The organism is Streptomyces sp. Rer75 (genome assembly GCF_013414305.1).
In the GTDB taxonomy this organism is placed as follows: Bacteria; Actinomycetota; Actinomycetes; order Streptomycetales; family Streptomycetaceae; genus Streptomyces; species Streptomyces himastatinicus.
This window is the reverse complement of the sequence record NZ_CP058693.1, coordinates 9857765-9878445: the sequence shown is the minus strand read 5'-3', so window position 1 is coordinate 9878445 and position 20681 is coordinate 9857765. Positions and strand designations below refer to the sequence as shown.

20 protein-coding genes and 4 pseudogenes are annotated in these 20681 nt (G+C 70.8%); 12 read left to right on the top strand and 12 right to left on the bottom strand.

Annotated elements, in window-relative coordinates; genetic code table 11:
- Positions 1-26 precede the first annotated feature (26 nt).
- The 3 genes and pseudogenes from HYQ63_RS45380 to HYQ63_RS41620 form a co-directional block, all read right to left on the bottom strand.
- Positions 27-125 (bottom strand): annotated as a pseudogene (locus tag HYQ63_RS45380) (transposase); the annotation flags it as partial.
- Positions 126-209: 84 nt separating this feature from the next.
- Complete coding sequence (locus HYQ63_RS41625; protein ID WP_179939224.1) at positions 210-578, bottom strand: low affinity iron permease family protein; 369 nt, start codon at positions 576-578, stop codon at positions 210-212.
- A 17-nt stretch (positions 579-595) separates the two neighbouring features.
- Complete coding sequence (locus HYQ63_RS41620) at positions 596-742, bottom strand: hypothetical protein (RefSeq protein WP_179939223.1); 147 nt, start codon at positions 740-742, stop codon at positions 596-598.
- Positions 743-1221: 479 nt separating this feature from the next.
- Between HYQ63_RS41620 and HYQ63_RS41615 the strand changes: the two genes are divergently transcribed.
- A complete protein-coding gene (locus HYQ63_RS41615; protein ID WP_179939222.1) occupies positions 1222-1599 on the top strand; it encodes a hypothetical protein in 378 nt (125 codons plus the stop codon).
- A gap of 222 nt (positions 1600-1821) precedes the next feature.
- On the opposite strand, the pseudogene HYQ63_RS44100 reads toward HYQ63_RS41615, so the two are convergent.
- From HYQ63_RS44100 to HYQ63_RS41600, 4 genes and pseudogenes are all read right to left on the bottom strand, one after another.
- A pseudogene (locus HYQ63_RS44100) lies at positions 1822-2354 on the bottom strand (substrate-binding domain-containing protein).
- A 32-nt stretch (positions 2355-2386) separates the two neighbouring features.
- Positions 2387-2659: an ABC transporter permease gene (locus tag HYQ63_RS41610; RefSeq protein ID WP_218929627.1), complete on the bottom strand. Its 273-nt coding sequence runs from the start codon at positions 2657-2659 to the stop codon at positions 2387-2389.
- A gap of 45 nt (positions 2660-2704) precedes the next feature.
- Entirely contained in the window at positions 2705-3217 is a 513-nt protein-coding gene (locus tag HYQ63_RS41605) for a sugar ABC transporter ATP-binding protein (RefSeq protein ID WP_179939221.1), read from the bottom strand.
- A gap of 104 nt (positions 3218-3321) precedes the next feature.
- Entirely contained in the window at positions 3322-3555 is a 234-nt protein-coding gene (locus HYQ63_RS41600) for a hypothetical protein (RefSeq protein WP_179939220.1), read from the bottom strand.
- Between the two features lie 161 nt (positions 3556-3716).
- On the opposite strand from HYQ63_RS41600, the pseudogene HYQ63_RS45375 reads away from it, so the two are divergent.
- From HYQ63_RS45375 to HYQ63_RS41565, 8 genes and pseudogenes are all read left to right on the top strand, one after another.
- Positions 3717-4157, top strand: a pseudogene (locus tag HYQ63_RS45375) (MFS transporter); the annotation flags it as partial.
- Positions 4158-4212: 55 nt separating this feature from the next.
- Positions 4213-4920 carry an MFS transporter gene (locus tag HYQ63_RS45370; RefSeq protein ID WP_257232495.1) on the top strand — a complete coding sequence of 236 codons (708 nt, stop codon included), beginning with the start codon at positions 4213-4215 and terminating at the stop codon, positions 4918-4920.
- A 159-nt stretch (positions 4921-5079) separates the two neighbouring features.
- On the top strand, positions 5080-5931 hold the full coding sequence (locus HYQ63_RS41590; protein WP_179939219.1) for an aldo/keto reductase: 852 nt from the start codon (positions 5080-5082) through the stop codon (positions 5929-5931).
- Between the two features lie 139 nt (positions 5932-6070).
- Positions 6071-6454 carry an NAD(P)H-binding protein gene (locus HYQ63_RS41585; protein WP_179939218.1) on the top strand — a complete coding sequence of 128 codons (384 nt, stop codon included), beginning with the start codon at positions 6071-6073 and terminating at the stop codon, positions 6452-6454.
- 289 nt (positions 6455-6743) lie between these two features.
- Entirely contained in the window at positions 6744-7169 is a 426-nt protein-coding gene (locus tag HYQ63_RS41580; RefSeq protein ID WP_218929626.1) for a flavodoxin, read from the top strand.
- Positions 7170-7404: 235 nt separating this feature from the next.
- Positions 7405-7704, top strand: a pseudogene (locus tag HYQ63_RS41575) (carbon monoxide dehydrogenase); the annotation flags it as partial.
- Positions 7705-7711: 7 nt separating this feature from the next.
- The gene (locus tag HYQ63_RS41570) at positions 7712-9430 is read left to right on the top strand and encodes a xanthine dehydrogenase family protein molybdopterin-binding subunit (protein ID WP_257232494.1); all 1719 of its coding nucleotides are present in this window, start codon (positions 7712-7714) and stop codon (positions 9428-9430) included.
- A 352-nt stretch (positions 9431-9782) separates the two neighbouring features.
- On the top strand, positions 9783-9932 hold the full coding sequence (locus HYQ63_RS41565) for a hypothetical protein (protein WP_179939217.1): 150 nt from the start codon (positions 9783-9785) through the stop codon (positions 9930-9932).
- Between the two features lie 340 nt (positions 9933-10272).
- Here HYQ63_RS41565 and lpdA read toward each other — a convergent pair whose 3' ends face one another.
- Complete coding sequence (gene lpdA, locus HYQ63_RS41560) at positions 10273-11673, bottom strand: dihydrolipoyl dehydrogenase (RefSeq protein WP_179939216.1); 1401 nt, start codon at positions 11671-11673, stop codon at positions 10273-10275.
- Between the two features lie 30 nt (positions 11674-11703).
- Here lpdA and HYQ63_RS41555 point away from each other — a divergent pair, with 30 nt between their 5' ends.
- Positions 11704-12078, top strand: coding sequence for an RNA-binding S4 domain-containing protein (locus HYQ63_RS41555; RefSeq protein ID WP_179939215.1), 375 nt, complete (start codon positions 11704-11706; stop codon positions 12076-12078).
- 33 nt (positions 12079-12111) lie between these two features.
- On the opposite strand, the gene HYQ63_RS41550 is transcribed toward HYQ63_RS41555, so the two are convergent.
- Genes HYQ63_RS41550 through HYQ63_RS41540 form a run of 3 tightly spaced genes read right to left on the bottom strand, consistent with a single transcriptional unit; the run spans position 12112 to position 16325 of the window.
- Positions 12112-13365, bottom strand: coding sequence for an NAD(P)/FAD-dependent oxidoreductase (locus tag HYQ63_RS41550; RefSeq protein ID WP_179939214.1), 1254 nt, complete (start codon positions 13363-13365; stop codon positions 12112-12114).
- Positions 13362-14819 (bottom strand): NAD(P)/FAD-dependent oxidoreductase, encoded by a 1458-nt coding sequence (locus tag HYQ63_RS41545; protein WP_179939213.1) that lies wholly within the window; start codon positions 14817-14819, stop codon positions 13362-13364. Before HYQ63_RS41545 ends, HYQ63_RS41550 begins: the two co-directional genes overlap by 4 nt.
- Positions 14820-14849: 30 nt before the next feature.
- Positions 14850-16325 (bottom strand): FGGY family carbohydrate kinase, encoded by a 1476-nt coding sequence (locus HYQ63_RS41540; protein WP_179939212.1) that lies wholly within the window; start codon positions 16323-16325, stop codon positions 14850-14852.
- A 327-nt stretch (positions 16326-16652) separates the two neighbouring features.
- Between HYQ63_RS41540 and HYQ63_RS41535 the strand changes: the two genes are divergently transcribed.
- Both HYQ63_RS41535 and HYQ63_RS41530 read left to right on the top strand, forming a co-directional pair.
- Entirely contained in the window at positions 16653-17660 is a 1008-nt protein-coding gene (locus HYQ63_RS41535; RefSeq protein WP_179939211.1) for a hypothetical protein, read from the top strand.
- Positions 17661-17743: 83 nt separating this feature from the next.
- Positions 17744-19264 (top strand): amino acid permease, encoded by a 1521-nt coding sequence (locus HYQ63_RS41530; RefSeq protein WP_179939210.1) that lies wholly within the window; start codon positions 17744-17746, stop codon positions 19262-19264.
- Between the two features lie 87 nt (positions 19265-19351).
- Here the strand turns inward: HYQ63_RS41530 and HYQ63_RS41525 are convergent, their stop codons facing one another.
- Positions 19352-20593, bottom strand: a complete 1242-nt coding sequence (locus tag HYQ63_RS41525; RefSeq protein WP_179939209.1) for an FAD-dependent oxidoreductase — start codon at positions 20591-20593, stop codon at positions 19352-19354.
- Between the last annotated feature and the right edge of the window lie 88 nt (positions 20594-20681).

Here is a 20681-nt window from a genome sequence, read left to right as displayed (position 1 = left end):
TCACCATCAGTGGCGGCTTCTCCATGCTCTGGCAGATCCCTCCAGGGCACACCGGTGCGCCACTTGAACACGATGCCCTCAAGGACCTGGCGGTGATCGCGCCACCTGCCCCGGGCGCGGCCCATCGGCGGCAACAACGGCTCGACCACCGCCCAAGCAGCGTCCTCGTGAAGCCGGCCTCACGGGGCTGGTAGCCATCCCGAGCGTGGTCAGCTCTGCTTTTCCATGCTGATGGCCTGGCGGAGTTCCTCGCTCGCCGCTCCCGGTTCTTGTCGCTGGATCTCCAGCAGAGCGGCGGCTATGGCATCGAGCTTGCGCTGGATGGCGTGCTCTGCACGCCGTTCGGAGTTCTTCAGCAGTGCCAGAAGCAGCAGCGACACAGCGGACATCGCCTCGCCCACCATCAGCAGCCACGGCGTGGGCAGCTTCAGTATGTGCGCGGTGATCGCGCCGGCGACCAGAACGAGGCACACACCGAAGAAGGCGGGAGAGCTGGTGAAGTTTGAAGCGTGTTCCGCCAGGCGCGTGAACCAGCCCGGCCGGTCGCCGTCACGGTGCGCGGGGTGCTGAGGCGCCATGAGGTCTCCAGCCGTCCTCACGAGGCCACCCGGTCGGCAGGGGCCCCCAGAGACCCGTCGAACACATCGACGAGCCGCCCACGCCACAGGGCGTGCAGCCCGTCACCCGTATCCGACTCCGCCTGCTCCAGGGCAGACCGGACGGTGTGCTCCAGGTGTGCCATACGGTCAGCAGAGTCCGCCGATCCGGTGGCCGTCGACACTACGTTCTCCCAATGGTCGGTACTACGTTCTGATGTGGCCGTGCCTACCCCGCCTTCCGCAGAGCATGCACCTGCTTGGAGAGGGACCCGGATACGGCACGAAAGAGCACCGCTGGGACACCAGGAGCAGATCCGCGAGAGGTAGGAGTACACGAAGTTCAAGTTCGACCAGCGGTTCGCGCTGGCCCGCTGGATGTACCGTGTGGGGAGAATCGCCCGCATGACCCGGCACCACCCTGAAAGACGCGGAAAACCCATCTGTGCAGGTCAGCCACGGGTACTGCCACATCACCGCAGGTCCACGCCCTCGATGGACAACTTCATGACAAAGTCATTGGGGTGACTGCAATGAGAGATAGTCACGGCCTGTGGATCGGGGTGTCACGCGGCTTGAGCGTCACCTCCTGATTCACGGGTTGTTCGACGCGTATCGTCCGGACATGGACACCATTGCTTCACCCCGCGTCCTCGTCATCGGGCTTGATCCGTATCGGGTGCCCGGGCTGTGGGATCCCGAGCCGGTAGCCAAGGCGATCGAGGCGGGACTGACCAAGTTCGCCGAACATGGCGTGGGCGTCGAGACCTGCCTGATCAGCCTGGATGGAAGTGACGACGTGGAAGCGGTCGTCGGGAATGCGCTGCGAGCCCATCCGTGGGAGTGCGTCACCGTCGGCGGTGGCCTACGGCACTCAGACGATCAAGTTGAACTCCTCGAGCAAGTAATCAACCTGGTTCGGCGGCACGCACCCGGTGCGGCCATCGCGTTCAACAGCACCCCAGCCACTACCTACGAGGCCGCTGCCCGTTGGATCGAGTGACGACAGTCACGGGGTTGGACTGTCACATGTTGACCATGTGTCCCGCGAGGCCGTGTACGGCCTCCTTCACCGCCTCGCTGAGCGTGGGGTGGGCATGGATGTTGCGGGCCACCTCGTGGACCGTCCAGTGATCGCAGCAGAAAACGGTGTAGGAGACCGAGAGTCGCCGGGTGGCCCGACGAGGCTGTCCACGCGGCGAGGTGCCGGTCGTCGAGTTCGGTATCAGCCCGGGATCTTCTTCCGGCGTTCCTTCAGCGCCTGGACGGCGCCGAGGCCCATGTCGTCGTTCTCGGAAACGATCCCGTCGATCTTGTCGCCGAAGCTGGACATCCAGATCTTTACCTTGTCGACGGCCTGGTCCCGCTCCCAGTTGGCGATGTCCTTGGCGAGGACCTTGATGCCCGGGTACTTCTTCAGCACGTTCTGGATGCCGTTGGTGCGGTCCAGCTCGGGGGACGAGCCGAGGGGCCCTGCAGGATCACGATGTTGCCCTTGCCGCCGAGCTCGTCCGCCATCATCTCCATCTCCTGCTGCCCGGCCTTGACATCGTCAGGAAGCACGGTGGCCGCCAGATCGGAGGAGTTCTTCAGCGTCGTGTTCGCCGCCAGCACCGGGATCTTCTTCGCCTTGGCCTGGGTGATCTGCGGACTGAGCGAGTTGGCCTCGACCGGCACGATGATGATGGCGTCCACCTTGGCACTGATCAGCTGGTCGACCTGATCCGCCTGGGTGCTGACGTAGGCCGTGTACCGCATCACCAGGGCGAGCACGATGATGCCGACGATCATCACCACGAGTTGATCGGTGCCCCGTCGCCGATGACGTACGCCATGCCCGAGGCCGCCGTCAGCATGCCCAGGGTGGCCACGAACGGCGGCACCCTGAGCCAGGCCACGAGTCCACCGTTGATGGATCCGGCGGTCAGGCCGACGGCCAGACCGGTCAGCAGGGCGGGCCAGAGCCGCTCGGGATGGTTCGCGACAACCGACGCCGCGGACATGGCGCTCACGGCGATCACGCTGCCCACGGACAGGTCGATGCCACCGGTGAGGATGACCACGGTCTGGGCCGGCCTGGGCGTCGGTCTTGGAATGCTGGAGAGTGGTCACGATGTGCCGTCCTGGCTGAGCGGAGCGCCGGCGGAAGGGGTGGTGCGGTCGAGACCGGCCGCGAGTCGGAAGATGCGGCGCTGGGCATCAGGAGATGAGAGCGTGGCTCGGTCCAAGGTGCGCGCGATGACGCCGCCGCGGATGACGCGCACGCGGTGCGCGAGCCCGAGGACTTCGGCCATGTCCGAGGAGGCCATGACGATGGTCACGCCGGCGGCCCCGAGGTTGCCGACGATGCGGTAGATCTCGGTGCGGGCGCCGATGTCCACACCCCGGGTCGGCCCGTCCAGCAGCAGGTCCTTGACGTGTCCGGTGAGCCACCAGGCGAGCACGACCTTCTGCTGGTTGCCGCCTGAAAGAGTCCCGACGTGCTGGCCGAGTCCTCGGCTCTGCAGCCGTACGGAGGCCATCACCTCGCCCACATCGTCGGCGCGTCGGCGGTTGCGCAGCCACCCGCCGACGCTGAATGGGGGGAGCCGGGGCAGCGTGCCGTTGTCGAGCACGCTCATCCCGGGGAGGCCGTGCGTGCGTCGGTGCCACGGTCGGCGATCACAGCGGTGCCCTCGCGCACACAGGCGGGGCCGGCTCGCCTGTCCTGGGCTGTGGACATGGCCTAACGCCTCCCTCTCCCGTCGTGTGCCGGCAGAGCCGCGCGGGCGAAGGCCCGGGTCAGGTCGTCCGGGCCGGACGGGGACCGGCCGCTGAGAAGCTCCGCGATCTGCCGCAGGAGGGGCAGCGCCGACCAGTCGGACAGGGGTCCGGCGTGCCCGTGGACGAGTTGGTCGACGGGTTCGCGGGCGAGCAGGGCGGCGGGGACGCCTTCGACGGTCTGACCCGCCGCTCGCATCGCCCCGCGCTGACCCGCGTGGCAGGCCTGTGGGAGGCCCTGTCATTACCCCGAACACCGCTCCCCCGCACAGCCCGGCCTGCCACCGGGGCCGGAAACGCGCGAGGCTCGATTTCTGTCAGCACCCCGGCTTCTCCAGTGCAGGAGATCGTCCCTTGCCCATGTCCGCCCCTACTTCACCGCTCCAGGTCGGTGCGGTCGGTCTGCCGGCACAGCACAGGCCCAGTGCGCGTCCGGCGCTGGCCGCTGTACTGCTCGGCTTCTTCACGATCTTGGTGGACGCCATGATCGTGAATGTAACCCCGCCCTCGATCGGAAGCGGCTTCGACAGTGGGATGACCGGGCTGCAGTGGGTGGTCGACGGCTATACCCTCGCCTTCGCCGCGTTCTTGCTGTCCGCCGGCGCGATCAGCGACCGTATCGGGGCCCGCCAGGCGTTCGCCGGCGGCCTGGGCCTGTTCTTCGTGGCGTCCGCAGTGTGCGCGATGGCGCCGAATCCGGGCATTCTGGTCGCGGCGCGACTGGTGCAGGGAGCCGGGGCCGCGATGGTCGTTCCGTCCTCCCTCGCCCTGCTGCGGGAGACCTTCCCCGACCCGGTGGCCCGAGCGAGGGCGATCGCCCTGTGGGGCGTGAGCGGATCGGTCGCCGCGGCAGGAGGTGCCCTTCGACTGGACCGGCCAGGTGGCCGCCGTCGCCGCCATGGGCGGGCTGACGTACGCGGTCATCGAGGCCGGTGCCGACGGGTTCGGCGCCGCGCGGGTCCTGGCCGCCTTCGCGCTGTCCGTCGTGGCGGCCGTCGTCTTCGGCGTGGCGCAGGCCCGTGGGCGGCATCCGATGACGCCGCTGCCCCTGCTGCGCTCCCGGACGATGTCGCTCTCGGTCGCCATCGGGTTCGCGCTGAACGTCGGCTTCTACGGCATGATCTTGCTGCTGGGTCTGTACCTTCAGCAGGTGCACGGGCTGAGCGCGCTCGCCACCGGTGCGGGATTCCTGCCGATGACCGTACTCACCTCCTTCATGAGCCCCGTCGCCGCCCGCCTGGCCACCCGGTTCGGTGCGCGGATACCCGTGATCAGCGGCCAGCTCCTGATGGCCGCGGGTCTGCCGGCGATGGTGGCGGTGCCCACCGGCGCGCAGGTGTGGCTGTCGGTGCTGCTGATGGTGCCCATCGGCGCCGGTGGCGCGATGGCCGTGACCGCGCTGATGGCGCTGCTGCTGGAGAACGTGCCCGCACAGCGGGCCGGCGTCGCCGGCGGCGTGCTGAACGCCGCACGCCAACTCGGCGGCGCCCTGGCCGTCGCCGCCTTCGGCGCACTGGTCGCCGACCGGGCCGAGTTCGCTCCGGCCTGCACACCAGTCTGCTGATCACCGCGGCAACCGTCGCGGTGAGCGTCGTGGCCACCGCGCTTTTGCGTACTCAAGCACGTCATCGGGTTCCGGCCACCGCCACCGACGCGGGCCCGCGCCTGCTCGAACGCTGACCGGTCACCTGTCCCACCCCGTCCCACACAGAAGGAAGATCCCATGCAAACCGTCACCCTCAACAACGGCGTCAAGATGCCGATCCTCGGTTTCGGCGTCTACCAGATCCCGCCGGAGGAGACCGAGCAGGCCGTCACCGACGCCCTCGCAGCCGGCTACCGGCTGCTCGACACCGCCGCCGCATACCAGAACGAGGAGGCCGTCGGCCGCGCGATCAAGAACAGCGGCGTCCCGCGGGAGGAGCTGTTCGTCACCACCAAGCTGTGGGTCCAGGACGCGCCCGCGCAGGAGAACACCAAGCGCGCCTTCGAGACTTCGCTGAAGAAGCTCGGCCTGGACCACCTCGACCTCTACCTGATGCACCAGCCCTACGGCGACGTGTACGGCCAGTGGCGCGCCATGGAGGACCTCCAGCGCGAGGGCCGCGTCAAGGCGATCGGCGTGTCCAACTTCTACCCCGACCGGCTCCTCGACCTCGTCATCAACAACGAGGTCAAGCCCGCGGTCAACCAGATCGAGACCCACCCGTTCTTCCAGCGCACCGCCGACCAGGAGCTCATGCGCGAGCACGGGGTCCAGATCCAGTCGTGGGGCGGGTTCGCCGAAGGCAAGAACGACATCTTCACCCACCCGGTCCTGAGCGGGATCGGTGAGAAGCACGGCAAGTCCGTGGCGCAGGTCGTGCTCCGCTGGCTGACCCAGCGCGGCGTCGTCGCGATCCCCAAGTCGGTGCGCCCCGAGCGCATGGCGGAGAACATCGACGTCTTCGACTTCGAGCTCACCGACGACCAGATGGTGTCCATCGCCACCCTGGAAACCGGTGGCTCGCTGTTCTTCGACCACCGCGCCCCGGAGATGGTCAGCTGGCTCAGCGCGCGGCGTCTGGACGGTTGACCTGGCAGACGGGGGGCAACACCGCTCCAGAACTCTCGCGTGCGGGTGCCTGCACCCGCCCGGACCGAGGCACCCGCGCGAGAGGATCTCCGCCTCGCCGTCCTCACGCGGCACCCACCTCACGGACCAGGCCCTCATCATGTCCCAGAAGCAGAACATCACCGACGTGCTCCTGGTCGGCGCGACCGGCGGCATCGGACGGATCGCCGTGCGCGCCGCACAGCGACACGGCCTGCGGCGTGCGCAACATGCTGCGGCCCTCGACGGCGCCCGGCCGCGGGTGGCACTGATGACCTCCATCTACGCCACGCGCAGCGACATCCCCGGCGCCACCCCGTGGCAGCGGCGCTCCGAACACCTCCTGCGGGCCAGTGGCCTGCCGTACACGATTGTCCGGCCCGGCTGGTTCGACCACGCCGGCCCCACCCAGCGACGCCTCGTCCTGGGACAGGGCGGTACGGCCGACGGCGGGATCGCCCGCGACCAGATCGCCGACGTACGCCCCCTTCGCGGGACCGGCTGATGACGGGGAGCGGATTCGGCGCCGGGAAAGGCGAACCCGCCGCGCTGGGGCGACGCGCCCTCCTTCATGGCGCACTTCTGGGAGGAGCCACCATCATGACCGGTGTTCAGATCGCCGGCTGTTCCACGTCCCCGACACGTGGGACGCGCCGGAGTCCGCTGAGCGACCTGCCTCGACGGCCTCACCCGGGAAGCGGGTCCTGCTGGCCTACTTCTCCCGGCCGGGCGAGAACTACTTTTACGGCGGGCGCACCAATCTCCAGATCGGAAACACCGAAGCACTCGCCCGAATGATCAGCGAGAGCATCGAGTGCGACGTGCACCGCATAGAAGCCGTCGACCCCTACCCCGACGACTATGACGCGACGGTCGCGCGCAACGTCCGCGAACAAAATGCCGATGCGCGGCCGGCCATCGCCAGCCCCCTGCCCTCGATCGACGGTTACGACGCGGTGCTGCTGGGCAGCCCTATCTGGAACGTCAGAGCACCCATGATCATGTCGACCTTCGCCGAGAGGTACGACTTCCGCGGCAAGACGGTCCATCCGGTCACGACGTATGCGATGAGCGGGCTGGGCACCACCGAGCGCGACTACGCGGCGTCCTGCCCGGGCGCGACCATCGGGGAAGGGCTCGCGGTACGCGGCGAGGAAGTCCGGGAAGCCGATACCGAAGTCCGATCATGGCTGCGGCGCATCGGCGTTCTCCGGGGCTGACCCCGTTTCTCAAACGGGTCAGTCTGACAGCGCCGTGCCCTGGGAAACAGGTCGGAGAGGGGCCCTGTCACACCCTGGCTGTTCGTTCCCCGGCACAACACGACCTGTCACACAGCCAGTTGGCCCGCCAGGCTGAGCGAAAGCCGAAATGCCGTGAGAGGCAAGGGCGACACTCCGTCGTGGGCCCACACCGATCAGCAAGTCCCCCATCTTTCCTCGTGTCGAGAGAGCGAATATGTCTGCCGAAACTTCCGAGTCAGCCGCGTCTCCCCCCACCCAGCCCCCGTCGGCACCGTCGCGTCGTACCTTCGTCGCGACGACCTCCGTGGCCGGCGGCGTGATCGCGGCGGGCGGGCTGGTCGCAGGTACGTCGCTGCTCGGCGCCGAGGTGTCCGCTGCCGCCGAGACGGTGCCCAGCAGCCGCGTCAGTCTGACCGTCAACGGCCGGCGGCACAGCGTCACGGTGGACAACCGGACCTCGCTGCTGGACCTGCTGCGCGAGCACCTCGGCCTGACCGGCTCGAAGAAGGGCTGCAACGCCGGTGCCTGCGGGGCCTGCACGGTCCTGGTCGACGGGCGGCGGGTCAACTCCTGCCTCACCCTGGCGGTCCGCCTGGAGGGCGCCGACGTCACCACCGTCGAGGGTCTGGCCAAGGGCGACGAACTCCATCCGCTGGGTACAGAGCCCGCAGGACGAACTCGCCGCCAACTTCGGCATTCCGGCGGAGTCCATCCGCGTCATCTCGCCGTTCGTCGGCGGGGCGTTCGGAAACTCCGCACGGGCCTGGCCGCACATCACCATCGCGGCCCTCGCCGCACGCGAGACGGGCCGCCCGGTCAAGCTCGTCCTCACGCGCGAGCAGCTGTACTACGGAGTGGGCTACCGGCCGTCGTACGATTACAAGGTGCGCCTGGGCAGCGACCGCCGCGGGCGCTTGGCCGCGATGGTCCACGATCTGCGCGCCGAGACGTCGCGGTACGAGACGTTCGCGGAGCGCGGCGTCCTCTCCCCGGGGCAGATGCTCTACACCACCCCCAACGTCGCCCAGATGCACCGGACCGTGCCGCTGGACGTGAACACCCCCACCCCGATGCGCGGCCCTGGCTACTCCACCGCCGCCTTCCCCATCGAAAGCGCGATGGACGAACTCGCCCACAAGCTCGGCATCGACCCGATCGAGCTGCGGCAACGCAACGAACCCGACAATGACCAGTCCAGCGGGCGGCCGTTCTCCACCCGGCGCCTGCGCGAGTGCTACACCACCGGCGCCCGCGAGTTCGGCTGGAACCGCCGCAACCCCACGCCCCGCTCCACCCGCGACGGCGACTGGCTCGTCGGCACCGGCATGGCCACCGCGCTCTACGACACCCTGCGGGCCCCGGCCCAGGTCAGCGTGCGGCTGGACGCGGACGGCACCGCCCTGGTCGAGTCCGCGACCAGCGACATGGGCCCAGGCACCTACACGTCCATGACCCAGGTCGCCGCCGACGCCCTCGGCCTCGCGGTCCGCCACGTGACCTTCCGGCTCGGCGACACGAACATGCCCACGGCCCCGCTCCACGGCGGCTCGCTGACCATGGCCAGCGTTGGATCCACCGTCCGGGACGGCTGCGACAAACTACGACAGCAGGCGATCGAACTCGCCGTCGAGGACGAGGACTCACCGCTGTACGGCGTCAGCGCCGAGGACGTGGTGGTGCGCGGCGGCCGACTGCACGTGAGGGACAACCCAGCACGCGGGGAGACGTACCGCCAGCTCCTCACCCGCAACAACCGCACGCACCTCGAAGCCCTCGGCTCCTGGACCCCGGGGCAGTCCCGGTCCTCGATGTACGCCTACGGGGCAGTCTTCGCCGAGGTCGGTGTGGACGCCCGCCTGGGCCTGGTGCGTGTGCGGCGCATGCTCGGCGTCTTCGACGCGGGCCGGATCATCAGCCCCAAGCTGGCCGACAGTCAGGCCATCGGCGCCATGGTCGGCGGTATCGGTATGGCCCTGCTGGAACACACGGTCACCGACCACCGCGACGGACGCATCGTCAACGCCAACCTGGCCGACTACCTGGTCCCCGTCAACGCCGACGTCCCCGACCTGAAGGCGATCTACGTCGACGGCGAGGACACCGAGGCCGACCCCCTCGGTGTCAAGGGCCTCGGCGAGGTCGTCCTGGTCGGGGTGGCACCCGCCATCGCCAACGCCGTCTTCCACGCCACGGGCCGACGGGTGCGCGACCTGCCCATCACCGCCGAGTCCCTGCTCTGAGCCACGCTCCGGGCAGCGGTGCACACGCACCGCTGCCCAACCCTGGAGCCGCTGTCCTATGGGACCACAGCTCCAACAACCATCTGTTCCCCAACGTTGCCCGAGTCGTCGTTCAGCAGCGCGAACTGGACTTCGCCCGGAATCCGGTCACCTGGCACCGGCGGCTCTTCGACGTCGCCCCCGGTATGCGCCCCGCGTGGCAACGCGCCGAGCAAAGGCTGTCACCCGTCGACGGCGATACCGAACTGGCTCCTGGCATCACCCTCGTCGCTCTGCCCGGCCACACACCGGATGCGAGGTGATTCCGAGCCACGACTCACGCGTCGTGGCTCGGAAGATCTTCAAATGAGTCATGCGCAGCTCGGGCCTACCGCCCGCACCACAGCGCACCTCCCAGCAGACCTGGCGTGCCTTCCTCCTGCTGGACGTGGCGCTCGCGGTCGCGCTGGGCGGGTGCCGGGCCGACCAGCGGGCTGACGGCAGTCAGGATGGCGAAGCCTGATCCGGCGTGCTCTCCGAAGGCTCGCCCCTTTATGCCGCCTGCTTCGTGGAAGGCTCGTGCGCGGTCATGTCGAGGAGGACCACCGCGTCGTAGTCGGCCGTGCCTGGCTCGGAGTAGTACGTGATCAGGCGGTGGCCAGGCCCGGGCGTGCGACGCAACCCGCAGCCGACCGTGAGAACAGCCTCGGCGGGGGTCAGCCGCTCCCGGCAGGCACGCAGGAAACGCCCCAGCTCGGTGCGGCCCCCGGCGGTCTGCTGCTCACGTCAACACCATCACCGACTACCTGGAAGAGAGCGGTACCGACCTGCTCCTGATCGAGTCCGGACATGAAACTGGACGGTCACATGTTGACCATGTGTCCCGCGAGGCCGTGTACGGCCTCCTTCACCGCCTCGCTGAGCGTGGGGTGGGCGTGGATGTTGCGGGCCACCTCGTGGACCGTCAGGTCCCACTGCTGGGCGAGGGTCAGTTCCGGCAGCAGCTCGGTGACCTCGGGGCCGATGAGGTGGCCGCCGAGCAGTTCGCCGTGGCGGCCGTCGCTGATGAGCTTCACGAAGCCGCCGGGGTCGCCGAGTCCGTGGGCCTTGCCGTTGGCGGTGAAGGGGAAGGTGGCCACCTTGACGTCGAAGCCGCGTTCGCGCGCCTGGGCCTCGGTCCAGCCGAAGCTGGCGATCTGCGGCTGGCAGAAGGTGGCCCGCGGAATCATCACGTAGTCGAGTTCCATGGTCTCCGCGTCGGCGATGGTCTCCGCCGCGACGATGCCCATCGCCTCGGCGGCGTGGGCGAGCATCAGCTTGGCGGTCACGTCGCCGACCGCGAAGATGTGCGGCACGCTGGTGCGGCACCGGCCGTCGACGTCGATGGCGCCCCGGTCGGTCAGCCGGACCCCGGCGCGGTCCAGCCCGTATCCCTGCACCCGCGGCCGGAAGCCGAGCGCCTGGAGGACCCGCCCGGCCTGGAGGGTCTGGCGCTGGCCGCCGGTGGTCACCATGACCTTGACGGCGGGGCCCGTGTCGTTGATCGCCTCGACCCGGGTGGAGGTGAGGATGTTGATGCCGAGCCTGCGGTAGCGGCGGGTCAGCTCGGCGGAGACGTCCTCGTCCTCCAGGGGGACGATCCGGTCCAGGAACTCCACGAGCGTCACCTGCACCCCGTAGCTGTGCATGATGTACGCGAATTCGACGCCGATGGCGCCCGCGCCCGCGATGAGGACGCTGCCGGGCAGGTCCGGCGCGAGGATCTGCTCCTCGTAGGTGACCACCCGCTCGCTGAGCGAGGTGCCGGGCAGCAGATTGGCACCGGCCCCGGTCGCGATGATGCAGTGGTCGAAGGTGAGGGCCTCCACGCGGCCGTCGGCGAGCGTGACCCGCAGCGTGTGGGGGTCGGTGAAGGTGCCCCGCCCGTCGTACTGCGTGATCTGGTTCTTCTTCATCAGGTAGTGGATGCCTTTGACCCGGCCGTCCGCGACCTTCCGGCTGCGTTGGTACGCCACCCGGTAGTCGAGGCTCAGCTCGCCGTTCACCCGGATGCCGAAGGTCCCCGCCTCATGGGTGAGCAGATGGGCCAGCTCGGCGTTGCGCAGCAGGGCCTTGGACGGGATGCATCCCACGTTCAGGCAGACGCCGCCCCAGAACCGCTCCTCGACGACGGCCGTGCGCAGGCCCAGCTGCGCGGCGCGGATCGCCGCCACATAGCCGCCCGACCCCGCCCCCAGGACCACGACGTCAAAATGTGCGCTCATGCGTCGCACCTTAGACATTAGAGTCGGGGTATGGCTTCAGACGAGGGGTCCGTTCGGGTCGACAGCTGGATCTGGTCGGTGCGGCTCACCAAGACGCGTTCGCTCGCCGCCTCGGCCTGCCGGGCCGGGCACGTCCGTGTCAACGGGGAGCGCGTCAAGCCCGCCCAGGTGGTGCGGCCGGGTGACGAGGTGCGGCTGCGCCACGCGGGGCGGGACCGGGTCGTGGTGGTGTCGCGGATCGTACGCAAGCGGGTCGGGGCGCCCGTGGCCGCGGAGTGCTACGTGGACAACAGCCCGCCTCCGCCGCCGCGGGAGCAGACCGTGCCCATCGGGCTGCGCGACCGTGGCGCGGGCCGCCCCACCAAGCGCGACCGGCGCGAGATGGAGCGGCTGCGCGGGCTGTGACACCGCCGTGGCGCCGGGGGCTGCCCGCGCCGGTCACTCCACGCCGATCCGTACCGGGCCGCCGTGCGCATCGGCCCGGGCGATCCAGTCGGCGGACAGATGGAGCGGGCGGCCCGGGGCCACGGTGCGCGGGACGCGCTGCCGGTGCAGCGTACGGCCGTCCTGGCGGACCACGAGCACCGGCCGGGTGAGGAACGCGGCGGTGCGCAGGATGAAGCGGCCGAACGGCGGGGGCGGGCCGTCCGGGGCGATCCGGCCCGGCGCCACCCAGCGCAGGGGCGCGTCCGTGCGGACCGGCAGCGGGGCCTGCGGCCACGGCTCACCGGCCAGATGGCGCAGCACGGGACCGGCGGCGAACCGGCCGTCCAGCGCGGCCGTGGCGGCCGTCTCGACGGGGTGCAGCAGATTGCCCACGGCGAAGACCCCGGGTTCGCGGGTACGGAATCCGGCGTCGGTCTCCGGCCCCCGGGTGCCGGGGTCGAGGGGGATTCCGGCGCTGCGGGCCAGTTCGTGGTCGGGGATCCAGTCGCCGGTGAACACCACGGTGTCGCAGCCGATGGTCGCGGTCCGGCCGTCCCGGTGCCCGACGCGGACACCCGTCAGCCGGCCGCGGCCGGTCAGCCCGGTCACGGTGGTGTCGGTGAGCAGCGGCACCTCGTGGCGCAGCCGGGCGCCGAGGGCGCGCGCCGGGTGGGTCTGGTGGCGGGGCAGTCCGGTGACCATGGCGGCGACCTCGACCCCGGCGCCGTGGAGGGTGTCGACGGCGGAGTAGCCGACGCGTTCGGCGCCCACGACGACCGCCCGGCGGCCGATGCTCTGGTGGTGCACGTGGACGGCCTGCTGGAGCTGCCCGGTGGTGTAAACGCCCGCGGGCCGGGTGCCGGGCACCAGCCGGGCGCTGCGGGGGCGTTCGCGGGCGCCGGTGGCGAGGACGACGGCCCCGGCCGTGATGCGCTCCAGCCCGGTCGGCGCGGTGACGTCCACGGTGCGCGGTCCGGCCCATCCGGTGGCGGTGACGCCGGTGCGCAGGCTGACCCCGGCGCGCAGCGCGGCGGCGATGTGGCGGCGGGCGTAGTCGGGGCCGCTGAGCACCCGGTGCAGATCGCGCAGCCCGAATCCGGTGTGGTGGCAGTGGCGGGGGATGCCACCGGCGTGCTGCTCGCGGTCGATGACCTGGACGGTGTCCACTCCGGCCTCGGCCAGCCGGGTGGCGGCGGCGAGTCCGGCGGGTCCGGCGCCGATGACCAGGACGTCCACCGTGCGCGGCGTGCGGTCGGCGGCGGTCATCGGCGGGCCTCCGCCCGTGCGGCGGCGGGGGTGGCGCGGGCCTCGTCGAACTGGGCGCGTACGGCGGCTCCGCAGTAGAAGCCCTGGCAGCGGCCGCTTTGCGCGCGGGTGCGGCGCCGCAGTCCGTCGAGCGACCCCGGGGGGACGGTGGCCCGCAGGGCGTCGCGGATCTCGCCGCGGGTGACCCGCTCGCAGTGGCAGACGACGGTGCCGTAGGCGGGGTCGGCGGCGATGAGGTCGGCGCGCTGGTAGGGGCGCGGGAACGCCTCGCCGATGTTCGGCATCCGCGGGGGTTCGAGTTCTCGCGCGGGGCCCGGGTCGAGGCCGCAGTCGGAGAGCAGGTCCCGGACGTGGGCGGCGATGGCCATCGAGGCGGTCAGCCCGGTGGAGCGGATGCCGCCCACGGCCACGTAGCGCTGTTCGGGGTGGGCGCGGATCTGGAAGTCGGCGTGTTCGGTGGCGGCCCGCAGCCCCGCGTAGACCGCGGTGACCTCCTCGTCCAGCAGCTCCGGCATGATGCGGGCGCCCCTGTCGCGGAGCAGGGACAGCCCGGCGGCCGAGGAGCCGGTGGCGTGCTTGTCGTCGAGGTCCTCGGCGGTGGGGCCGAGCATGACGTTGCCGAAGACGGTCGGCGCCACCAGCACGCCCTTGCCGCGTGCCGTGGGCACCGGCAGCAGGATGTGGCCGACCAGGCCGCGGGCGAACTTGTCGAACACGATGAGCTGGCCGCGCCGCGGGGTGACGCTGAATTGGGTGTGGCCGAGCCGCCGGTCGATCTCGTCCGAGTGCAGTCCGGCGGCGTTGACCAGGTAGCGGGCGCGCAACGGGCCGCGGTTGGTGGCGATTACATGGTCGCCGTCTGTGGTGTCCGCGCTGCCTGTGCCGACCGTGGTGATGGCTCCGGCGGTGCAGTTGAGGTGCAGGTCGGCTCCGGCGCGCACCGCCTGGGTGGCGTAGGCGAGGGTGGTCGTCCACGGGCAGATGATGCTCTCGCCGGGGACTTCGAGGGCGCCGAGGGCGCCGGGTCCCAGATGCGGTTCGCGCGCGTACACCTCGTCCGCGTCGAGGATCCGGGTGTCGTGGCAGTCGTTGCGTACGGCCTTCTCCGCGAGGGCGGGCAGCGCGGCGAGCTGTTCGGAGTCCCAGGCGACGAGCAGGGCGCCGAGCGGTTCCACCGGGATGCCCGTCTCGGCGGCGAAGGTGTTCAGCCGCCGGTAGCCCTCGCGCACCAGCCGGGCCTCCAGGGTGCCGGGGGTGGCGTCGAAACCGGTGTGCAGGATCGCGGTGTTGGCCTTGGAGGTGCCGTCGCCGACGTCGTCGGAGGCCTCCACGAGGGCGATGCGCAGCCGGTGCGCGGCGAGTTCGCGGGCGATGGCGGTGCCGACCACCCCGGCGCCGATGATGGCCGCGTCGTAGACCTCGCCGGGAAGGCCACCCGTGGTCGTTACGGTCATGCTGGGTTCCTTGGCTCCTGGTGGGGTTGCTCAGTGGCGGGTCAGCAGTGCGGCCACCGCCGACCGGAATCCTGCCCGGCGCTCGGCGGCCTCGTCCGCGCTGATCCGCGGTATGTACACGGCGGCCGGTTTCCACTCCGGGACGGCCTGCTCGACCGTCAGCCCGGGGTCGAGGCCGAGCCGGGCGACGGCGCCCACACCGAGGGCGGTGACGTCGGGCAGGGCGGACACTTCGACGGGCAGCTGCAACAGGTCGGCCTGGGCCTGCATGAGCAGCGCGGAGCGGGTGAGGCCCCCGTCGGCGCGGAGGGTGGTGAGCGGTGCGCCCAGGTCGGCGGCGGCCGCGTCGGCGATCTCGGCCACCTGTGCGGCGATGCCCTCGCACAGGGCGCGCACCAGATGGCCCGGAGTGCTGTCGAGGCCGAGGCCGGTCACCGAGCCGCGGAGGTCGCCGCGCCACCAGGGTGCGGCGAGTCCCGCGAGCGCCGGTACGAACGTCACTCCCCCGGTGTCCGGGACGGTGCCGCCCACGGGGTCGAGGTCCTGGGCGCCGCCGATCACACCCAGGCCGGTGAGCCAGCGCACGGCGGAGGCGGCGGTGTACACCTGCCCGTCGAGGCAGTAGCTGGTGTTTCCGCCGAGCCGCCAGGCCACGCAGCTCACCAGGCCGCTGGTGCCGCGGCGGGGCCGCGGCCCGGTCTGGGCGAGCAGGAACGCGCCGGTGCCGTAGGTGCACTTGGCGGCGCCGGACTCGGTGACGCTCTGGGCCAGCAGGGCGGCCTGCTGGTCGACCAGGAGTCCGGTGAGCGGGATCTCGCCGCCGAAGGCGGTGGTGGTACCGGCCATGGTGTCCGCGTCGACGACCCTGGGCATCTGTTCGGCCGTCAGGCCGTAGACGTCCAGGGCTTCCGGGGACCAGACGACGCGGTCGAGGTCGAGCAGCCCGGTGCGCCCGGCGGTGGCCGCGTCGGTGACGAACGCTCCGGTGAGCTGGTGGATCAGCCAGACGTCGCTGGTGGTGACGACGCCCTCGCGGGTCTGGTGGCGGCGCAGCCAGGCCATCTTGGGCGCCGCGAAGTACGGGTCGAGGGGCAGTCCGGTGAGTTCGCGCAGGGTGTCGGCGTGTTCCGCGAGGTCCGCGCACACCGTCTCCGCCCGCCGGTCCTGCCACACCAGGGCATCGGTCAGCGGGGCGCCGGTCGCGGGGTCCCACACCAGCACCGTCTCGCCCTGGTTGGCGAGGCCGACCGCCACAACCGGCTCACCGGCCCGTGTGAGGGCCTGGCGTCCGGCGTCGACGACCGAGGCGAGGAGTTCGGCGGGATCGACCTCGACCAGTCCGCCGGCGAGATGGCGCGGGTGGACGGCCACCTCGGCGGAGCCGAGCACACCGCGCTCCGGGCAGAGGACCAGCGCCTTGGTGCCCGAGGTGCCTTGGTCGACGGCGAGCACCGCTCCGGTCGCGGGGCCGGCGGATGTGCGGTGGGGACGCTCGTCAGGCAGCATGTCCGGTTCTTCGGTGGGGGTCGTTCCGCGTGGGGGCGGTTCTTCGGCGATGCGGTCTTCTGCGGTGCGGTCTTCGGCGGGGCGGCGTTCGGTGGTGGTTCGGTCGTGGCGGGAGATCTTGGCTGAAAGGGTGGTGCAGCGACGAGGCCGCGTCAAGACCGCATGTCCGGAGTTCGCTTGCCGGACACCGCCCGCGGGTCCCGCGCCGGATGCGGACCCTGACCCCCTTGAGTCATGGCGGGATGGCTATAGGATCCCGGGCATCCACTCGTCAGGCCCTGGAATCCGTCGCGCCCGGTCCATCACGCTCCGTCCGAAAGTCATCCGATGCCCGAGGAAGTGTTCCGCCCCGTCTACCACCCGGCGGGCTACGACAGCGGACTGCGCATCGCGCTTCAGGACGTGCGCACGGGCCGTTGGATATCCATGCGCGACCTGCTGGCCGAGACCCCGACGTGGGCCCAGTGGACGCAGCGCACCCAGGTGCTGGCCGCGGTGGCGGCCGGGTCCAACGTGGTGGAGGCGTGGCGGGCCGAGGAGCCGCACAGCGTCGCGGCGCTGGTGATGCACACCCGGGTGGTGGTGGAGCGGACGATGCGCGCCCATCGCGAGGGGCACCAGCGCACCCACGAGCTGTGGCGGGAGGCGTGGGAGTCCTGCCAGCTGGCCGCGCACAACTCCCCGGCGGACCCGGTCCCCTGGGTGTGTCTGCTGGCGCTCGCCCAGCTCGACAAGGAGCAGCGGCTGCCGGAGCACCGGGCGGACCCGCCGGGGCCGTTGCTCTTCCCCGGCCCGTGGGGGCTGCTGGCGGAGGCCGACCGGCGCGATCCGTACAACCGCGAGGCGTACCACCGGATGCTCCAGTTCGTGTACGCGCGGCGGGCGGGCGGTTCGCTGGCCGAGGCGGTCAACTTCGTGCAGTGGGTGGTCTCGGGGGCACCCGAGGGCTCCCCGCTGCACGTGCTGCCGCTGTACGTCCACGTGGAGCGGTACCGCGAGGAACGGGGCTACGAGAAGGCCCTGGACCTGCACTGGGCCACCGAGGACGCGGCGCGGGACGCCGAGAGGGCGCTGCGCCTGTGGTTCGACCACGCGGACCGGGAAACCAGCTCGCTGCTGGACCTCAACCATCTGGCGCACGCCCTGTGGGGTGCGCTGCAATTCACCGAAGCGGCCCGGGTCTTCGAGGCGCTGGGTCCGTATTTCACCCCGCTCCCCTGGGCCTATCGCACGTCCGACGCGAATGACCGCACACAGGCCGAGGAGATGTTCCTGCGCGCCCGGGTCCGCTGTCTCGCGGGCGCCCGCGGAAACAGACCCGGCTACGGCGGCTGAGCCGTCCCCTCACCCCCCGCATTGCCCGCCTCTTTTCCCCACCTCTGCTGACCGTCCCCGTTTTCCCTTCCGGAGGTACGTTCATGTCCACGCCCTGGTCGCGCTCGGTTTCCACACCGCAGCGGGACGAAGAACAGAGACTGCGCGAGCTGGGATATCAGCCGGTGCTGGCCCGCCGCATGGGCAGCTTCGGCAATTTCGCCATCAGTTTCTCCGTCATCTCCATCCTGTCCGGCTGCATGACCCTGTACGGGTTCGGGCTGGACACCGGCGGCCCCTCGGTCATGCTGTGGGGCTGGGCCGGTGTGGGGCTGTTCGTGTTGTGCGTGGGCCTGGCGCTCGCAGAGGTCACCAGCGCGTATCCGACCTCGGGCGCCCTTTATTACATGGCCGACCGGCTCGGCGGGCGCGCCTGGGGCTGGTACACCGGCTGGCTCAATCTGCTGGGGCTGCTGGGCGCGATCGCCGGTATCGACTACGGCGCGGCCCAGTTCACCGGAGCTCTCCTCAACTTGCAGTGGGGAATCGAACCCACCCCGCGCTCGACCATGGTGATTTTCGTCTGCATTCTGTTGCTGCATGCCACACTGAACCTCTTCGGAGTGCGGTTGGTCAGTCTGCTCAACTCGGTCAGCGTGTGGTGGCACTTGGCGGGAGTCGCGATCATCGTCGGGGCGCTGGCGATCATTCCGTCCCACCATCAGTCGCCGGAATTCGTGTTCACCGAGTTCGTCAACAACACCGGCTGGTCGAATCCCCTCTATGTAACCGCCATCGGCCTGTTGCTCGCCCAGTACACCTTTTCCGGTTACGACGCCTCGGCGCATCTGTCCGAGGAGACGTCCAACGCCTCCGTGTCCGCCGCCCGCGGCATCGTGCGCGCCATCTGGGTGTCCTGGGTGGCCGGTTTCGTGCTGCTGGCGGGGCTGACGTTCGCCATCCAGGACTACGCCGGGACGCAGGAGAGCGCCACCGGGGTGCCGCCCGCACAGATCCTCATCGACGCGCTCGGTACCGGCGGCGCCACCGCCATGCTGCTCATCGTCATCACCGCCCAGTTGTTCTGCGGCAACGCGGAGGTGGCGGCGGCCAGCCGGATGGTGTTCGCGTTCAGCCGGGACGGCGCGCTGCCGGGCTCCCGGCTGTGGCAGCGGGTCAGCTCCCGCACCCAGACCCCGGTGCTCGCGGTGTGGCTGTCGGTGGGGGTGGCATGTCTGCTGGCGCTGCCGTCCCTGTACTCGGAGACCGCGTACGGCGCGGTGACGGCCATCAACGTCATCGGCATCACGCCCGCCTATGCGATCCCGGTCTTCCTGCGGCTGCGCGCCGGGGACCGGTTCGAAAAGGGGCCGTGGCATCTGGGCCGCTGGAGCAAGCCGATCGGCTGGGTGGCGGTGGTGTGGGTGGCGCTGGTGACGGTGCTGTTCTGCCTGCCGCAGTCCAGCCCGGTGACGGTCGATTCGATGAACTACGCGTCGATCGCGCTGGCCGCAGTGCTGATCCTGGCCACCGTCTGGTGGTTCGTCGCCCGCCGTTCGTACAACACGCCCTCCGCCTACGGGTCCGCCCGGGAGGAGGCGGAGATCGCCGAGGGCATCGTCTGAGCCGAGGGCTCTTCGGAACCGCAATGCGGCGGGGCCGGGTGTGCAGATACGTTTCTGCGCACCCGGCCCCGCCGTCGTGCGCGGCCATCAATCCCCGCGCAGCAGCGACGCGACGGGGGGCCGCTCGCGCTTCGCGCCGTACGCGAGGAAGTACGCCGGGGCCCGCTTGAGCCACGGCGCCCTCGTCAGCACCTCCGCCAGCCGCAGCGGCTTCCTGCCGTCGCCGAACGGTGACCGCCCCTCGAGCAGCGGCGCGATGACCCGCGCGTGGGCGATGCGCTGGAGCGCCTGGGTGCCCGCGGCGGTGGGCCAGCGGCGGCGCTGGACGGCGCGGACGGCGTGCAGGCCCACCGTGCCGTCGCGCAGCGGTCCGGCCAGATGCCGGGCGGCGGCGACGGCGTCCTCGACGGCGAGGTTGATGCCGATGCCGAAGACGGGCGACATGGCGTGCGCCGCGTCGCCGATGCACAGGAGCCCGGGGCGGTGCCAGCGGCGCAGCCGGTCCAGCCGTACGTCCAGCAGCTTCACCTCGTCCCAGGAGCGCAGCTCCGGCTCGCGGTCGCCCATCCACGGGGTGGCCTCCGCGAACGCGGCCAGAAACCGGTCCAGACCGCCCGCGCGGCGGGTGGCGTCGGCGCCCTTGGGGATCAGCACGGCGCACTGCCAGTAGTCGCCGCGGTCGATCATGGCGGTCACGAAGCGGTCGCCGACGTTGCCCACCAGACCCCTCGGATCGCCCTCGTGCCGCGGCAGCCGGAACCACCAGGCGTCCATCGGGCAGGTGAACTCCCGCAGCCCCAGCTCGGGCAGCTGCCGGGCCAGCGAGCCGCGGCCGTCGCAGGCCACGGTGAGGGTGGCCCGCAGCTCACCAGAGTCGCCGTCGGCGGTGCGGTAGCGCACCCCGGTGATCCGGCCGCGCTCCTCGATGAAGGAGGTGGCCTCGGTGTTCATCCGGAGCCGGAACGACGGCTCCTTCCCGGCCTCGTCCGCCAGCAGGTTCAGCAGATCCCACTGCGGCACCATCGCGACGTAGTTGTACGGGCCCGGCAGCGCGCTCAGATCGCCGACGGTGAACAGCTCGCCGTCCGCGCCGATCGGCAGCTGGACGGAGTGGACATGACGCTGCGGCAGGGCGGCGAACCGCTCGGCCAGGCCCAGGTCCTCCAGCAGTGCCAGGGTGCTGGGATGCACGGTGTCGCCGCGGAAGTCGCGCAGGAAGTCCCCGTGTTTCTCCAGGACGGTGACGTCCACGCCCGCCCGGGCCAGCAGCAGCCCGAGGACCATCCCGGCGGGACCGCCGCCCACCACGCAACATGTGGTCCGCTCCATCGATGTGCTCCCTTCGGGGTGCTTCCGGGGCCGCTCCGTATCGTTTCCCTCCGGACGCCCGGCACCGGGCGCAGCAGTCGGGTGAACG

What these genes read in the sequence shown, in the direction of transcription:
- HYQ63_RS41605 (WP_179939221.1), bottom strand. Translation starts at nt 3,217, where the DNA reads ATGAGCGTGCTCGACAACGGCACGCTGCCCCGGCTCCCCCCATTCAGC.
- HYQ63_RS41620 (WP_179939223.1), bottom strand. Translation starts at nt 742, where the DNA reads ATGGCACACCTGGAGCACACCGTCCGGTCTGCCCTGGAGCAGGCGGAG.
- HYQ63_RS41525 (WP_179939209.1), bottom strand. Translation starts at nt 20,593, where the DNA reads ATGGAGCGGACCACATGTTGCGTGGTGGGCGGCGGTCCCGCCGGGATG.
- HYQ63_RS41590 (WP_179939219.1), top strand. Translation starts at nt 5,080, where the DNA reads ATGCAAACCGTCACCCTCAACAACGGCGTCAAGATGCCGATCCTCGGT.
- HYQ63_RS41535 (WP_179939211.1), top strand. Translation starts at nt 16,653, where the DNA reads ATGCCCGAGGAAGTGTTCCGCCCCGTCTACCACCCGGCGGGCTACGAC.
- HYQ63_RS41555 (WP_179939215.1), top strand. Translation starts at nt 11,704, where the DNA reads ATGGCTTCAGACGAGGGGTCCGTTCGGGTCGACAGCTGGATCTGGTCG.
- lpdA (WP_179939216.1), bottom strand. Translation starts at nt 11,673, where the DNA reads ATGAGCGCACATTTTGACGTCGTGGTCCTGGGGGCGGGGTCGGGCGGC.
- HYQ63_RS41545 (WP_179939213.1), bottom strand. Translation starts at nt 14,819, where the DNA reads ATGACCGTAACGACCACGGGTGGCCTTCCCGGCGAGGTCTACGACGCG.
- HYQ63_RS41585 (WP_179939218.1), top strand. Translation starts at nt 6,071, where the DNA reads ATGTCCCAGAAGCAGAACATCACCGACGTGCTCCTGGTCGGCGCGACC.
- HYQ63_RS41550 (WP_179939214.1), bottom strand. Translation starts at nt 13,365, where the DNA reads ATGACCGCCGCCGACCGCACGCCGCGCACGGTGGACGTCCTGGTCATC.
- HYQ63_RS41625 (WP_179939224.1), bottom strand. Translation starts at nt 578, where the DNA reads ATGGCGCCTCAGCACCCCGCGCACCGTGACGGCGACCGGCCGGGCTGG.
- HYQ63_RS41615 (WP_179939222.1), top strand. Translation starts at nt 1,222, where the DNA reads ATGGACACCATTGCTTCACCCCGCGTCCTCGTCATCGGGCTTGATCCG.
- HYQ63_RS41580 (WP_218929626.1), top strand. Translation starts at nt 6,744, where the DNA reads ATGATCAGCGAGAGCATCGAGTGCGACGTGCACCGCATAGAAGCCGTC.
- HYQ63_RS41565 (WP_179939217.1), top strand. Translation starts at nt 9,783, where the DNA reads ATGCGCAGCTCGGGCCTACCGCCCGCACCACAGCGCACCTCCCAGCAG.
- HYQ63_RS41540 (WP_179939212.1), bottom strand. Translation starts at nt 16,325, where the DNA reads ATGCTGCCTGACGAGCGTCCCCACCGCACATCCGCCGGCCCCGCGACC.
- HYQ63_RS41530 (WP_179939210.1), top strand. Translation starts at nt 17,744, where the DNA reads ATGTCCACGCCCTGGTCGCGCTCGGTTTCCACACCGCAGCGGGACGAA.
- HYQ63_RS41600 (WP_179939220.1), bottom strand. Translation starts at nt 3,555, where the DNA reads ATGCGAGCGGCGGGTCAGACCGTCGAAGGCGTCCCCGCCGCCCTGCTC.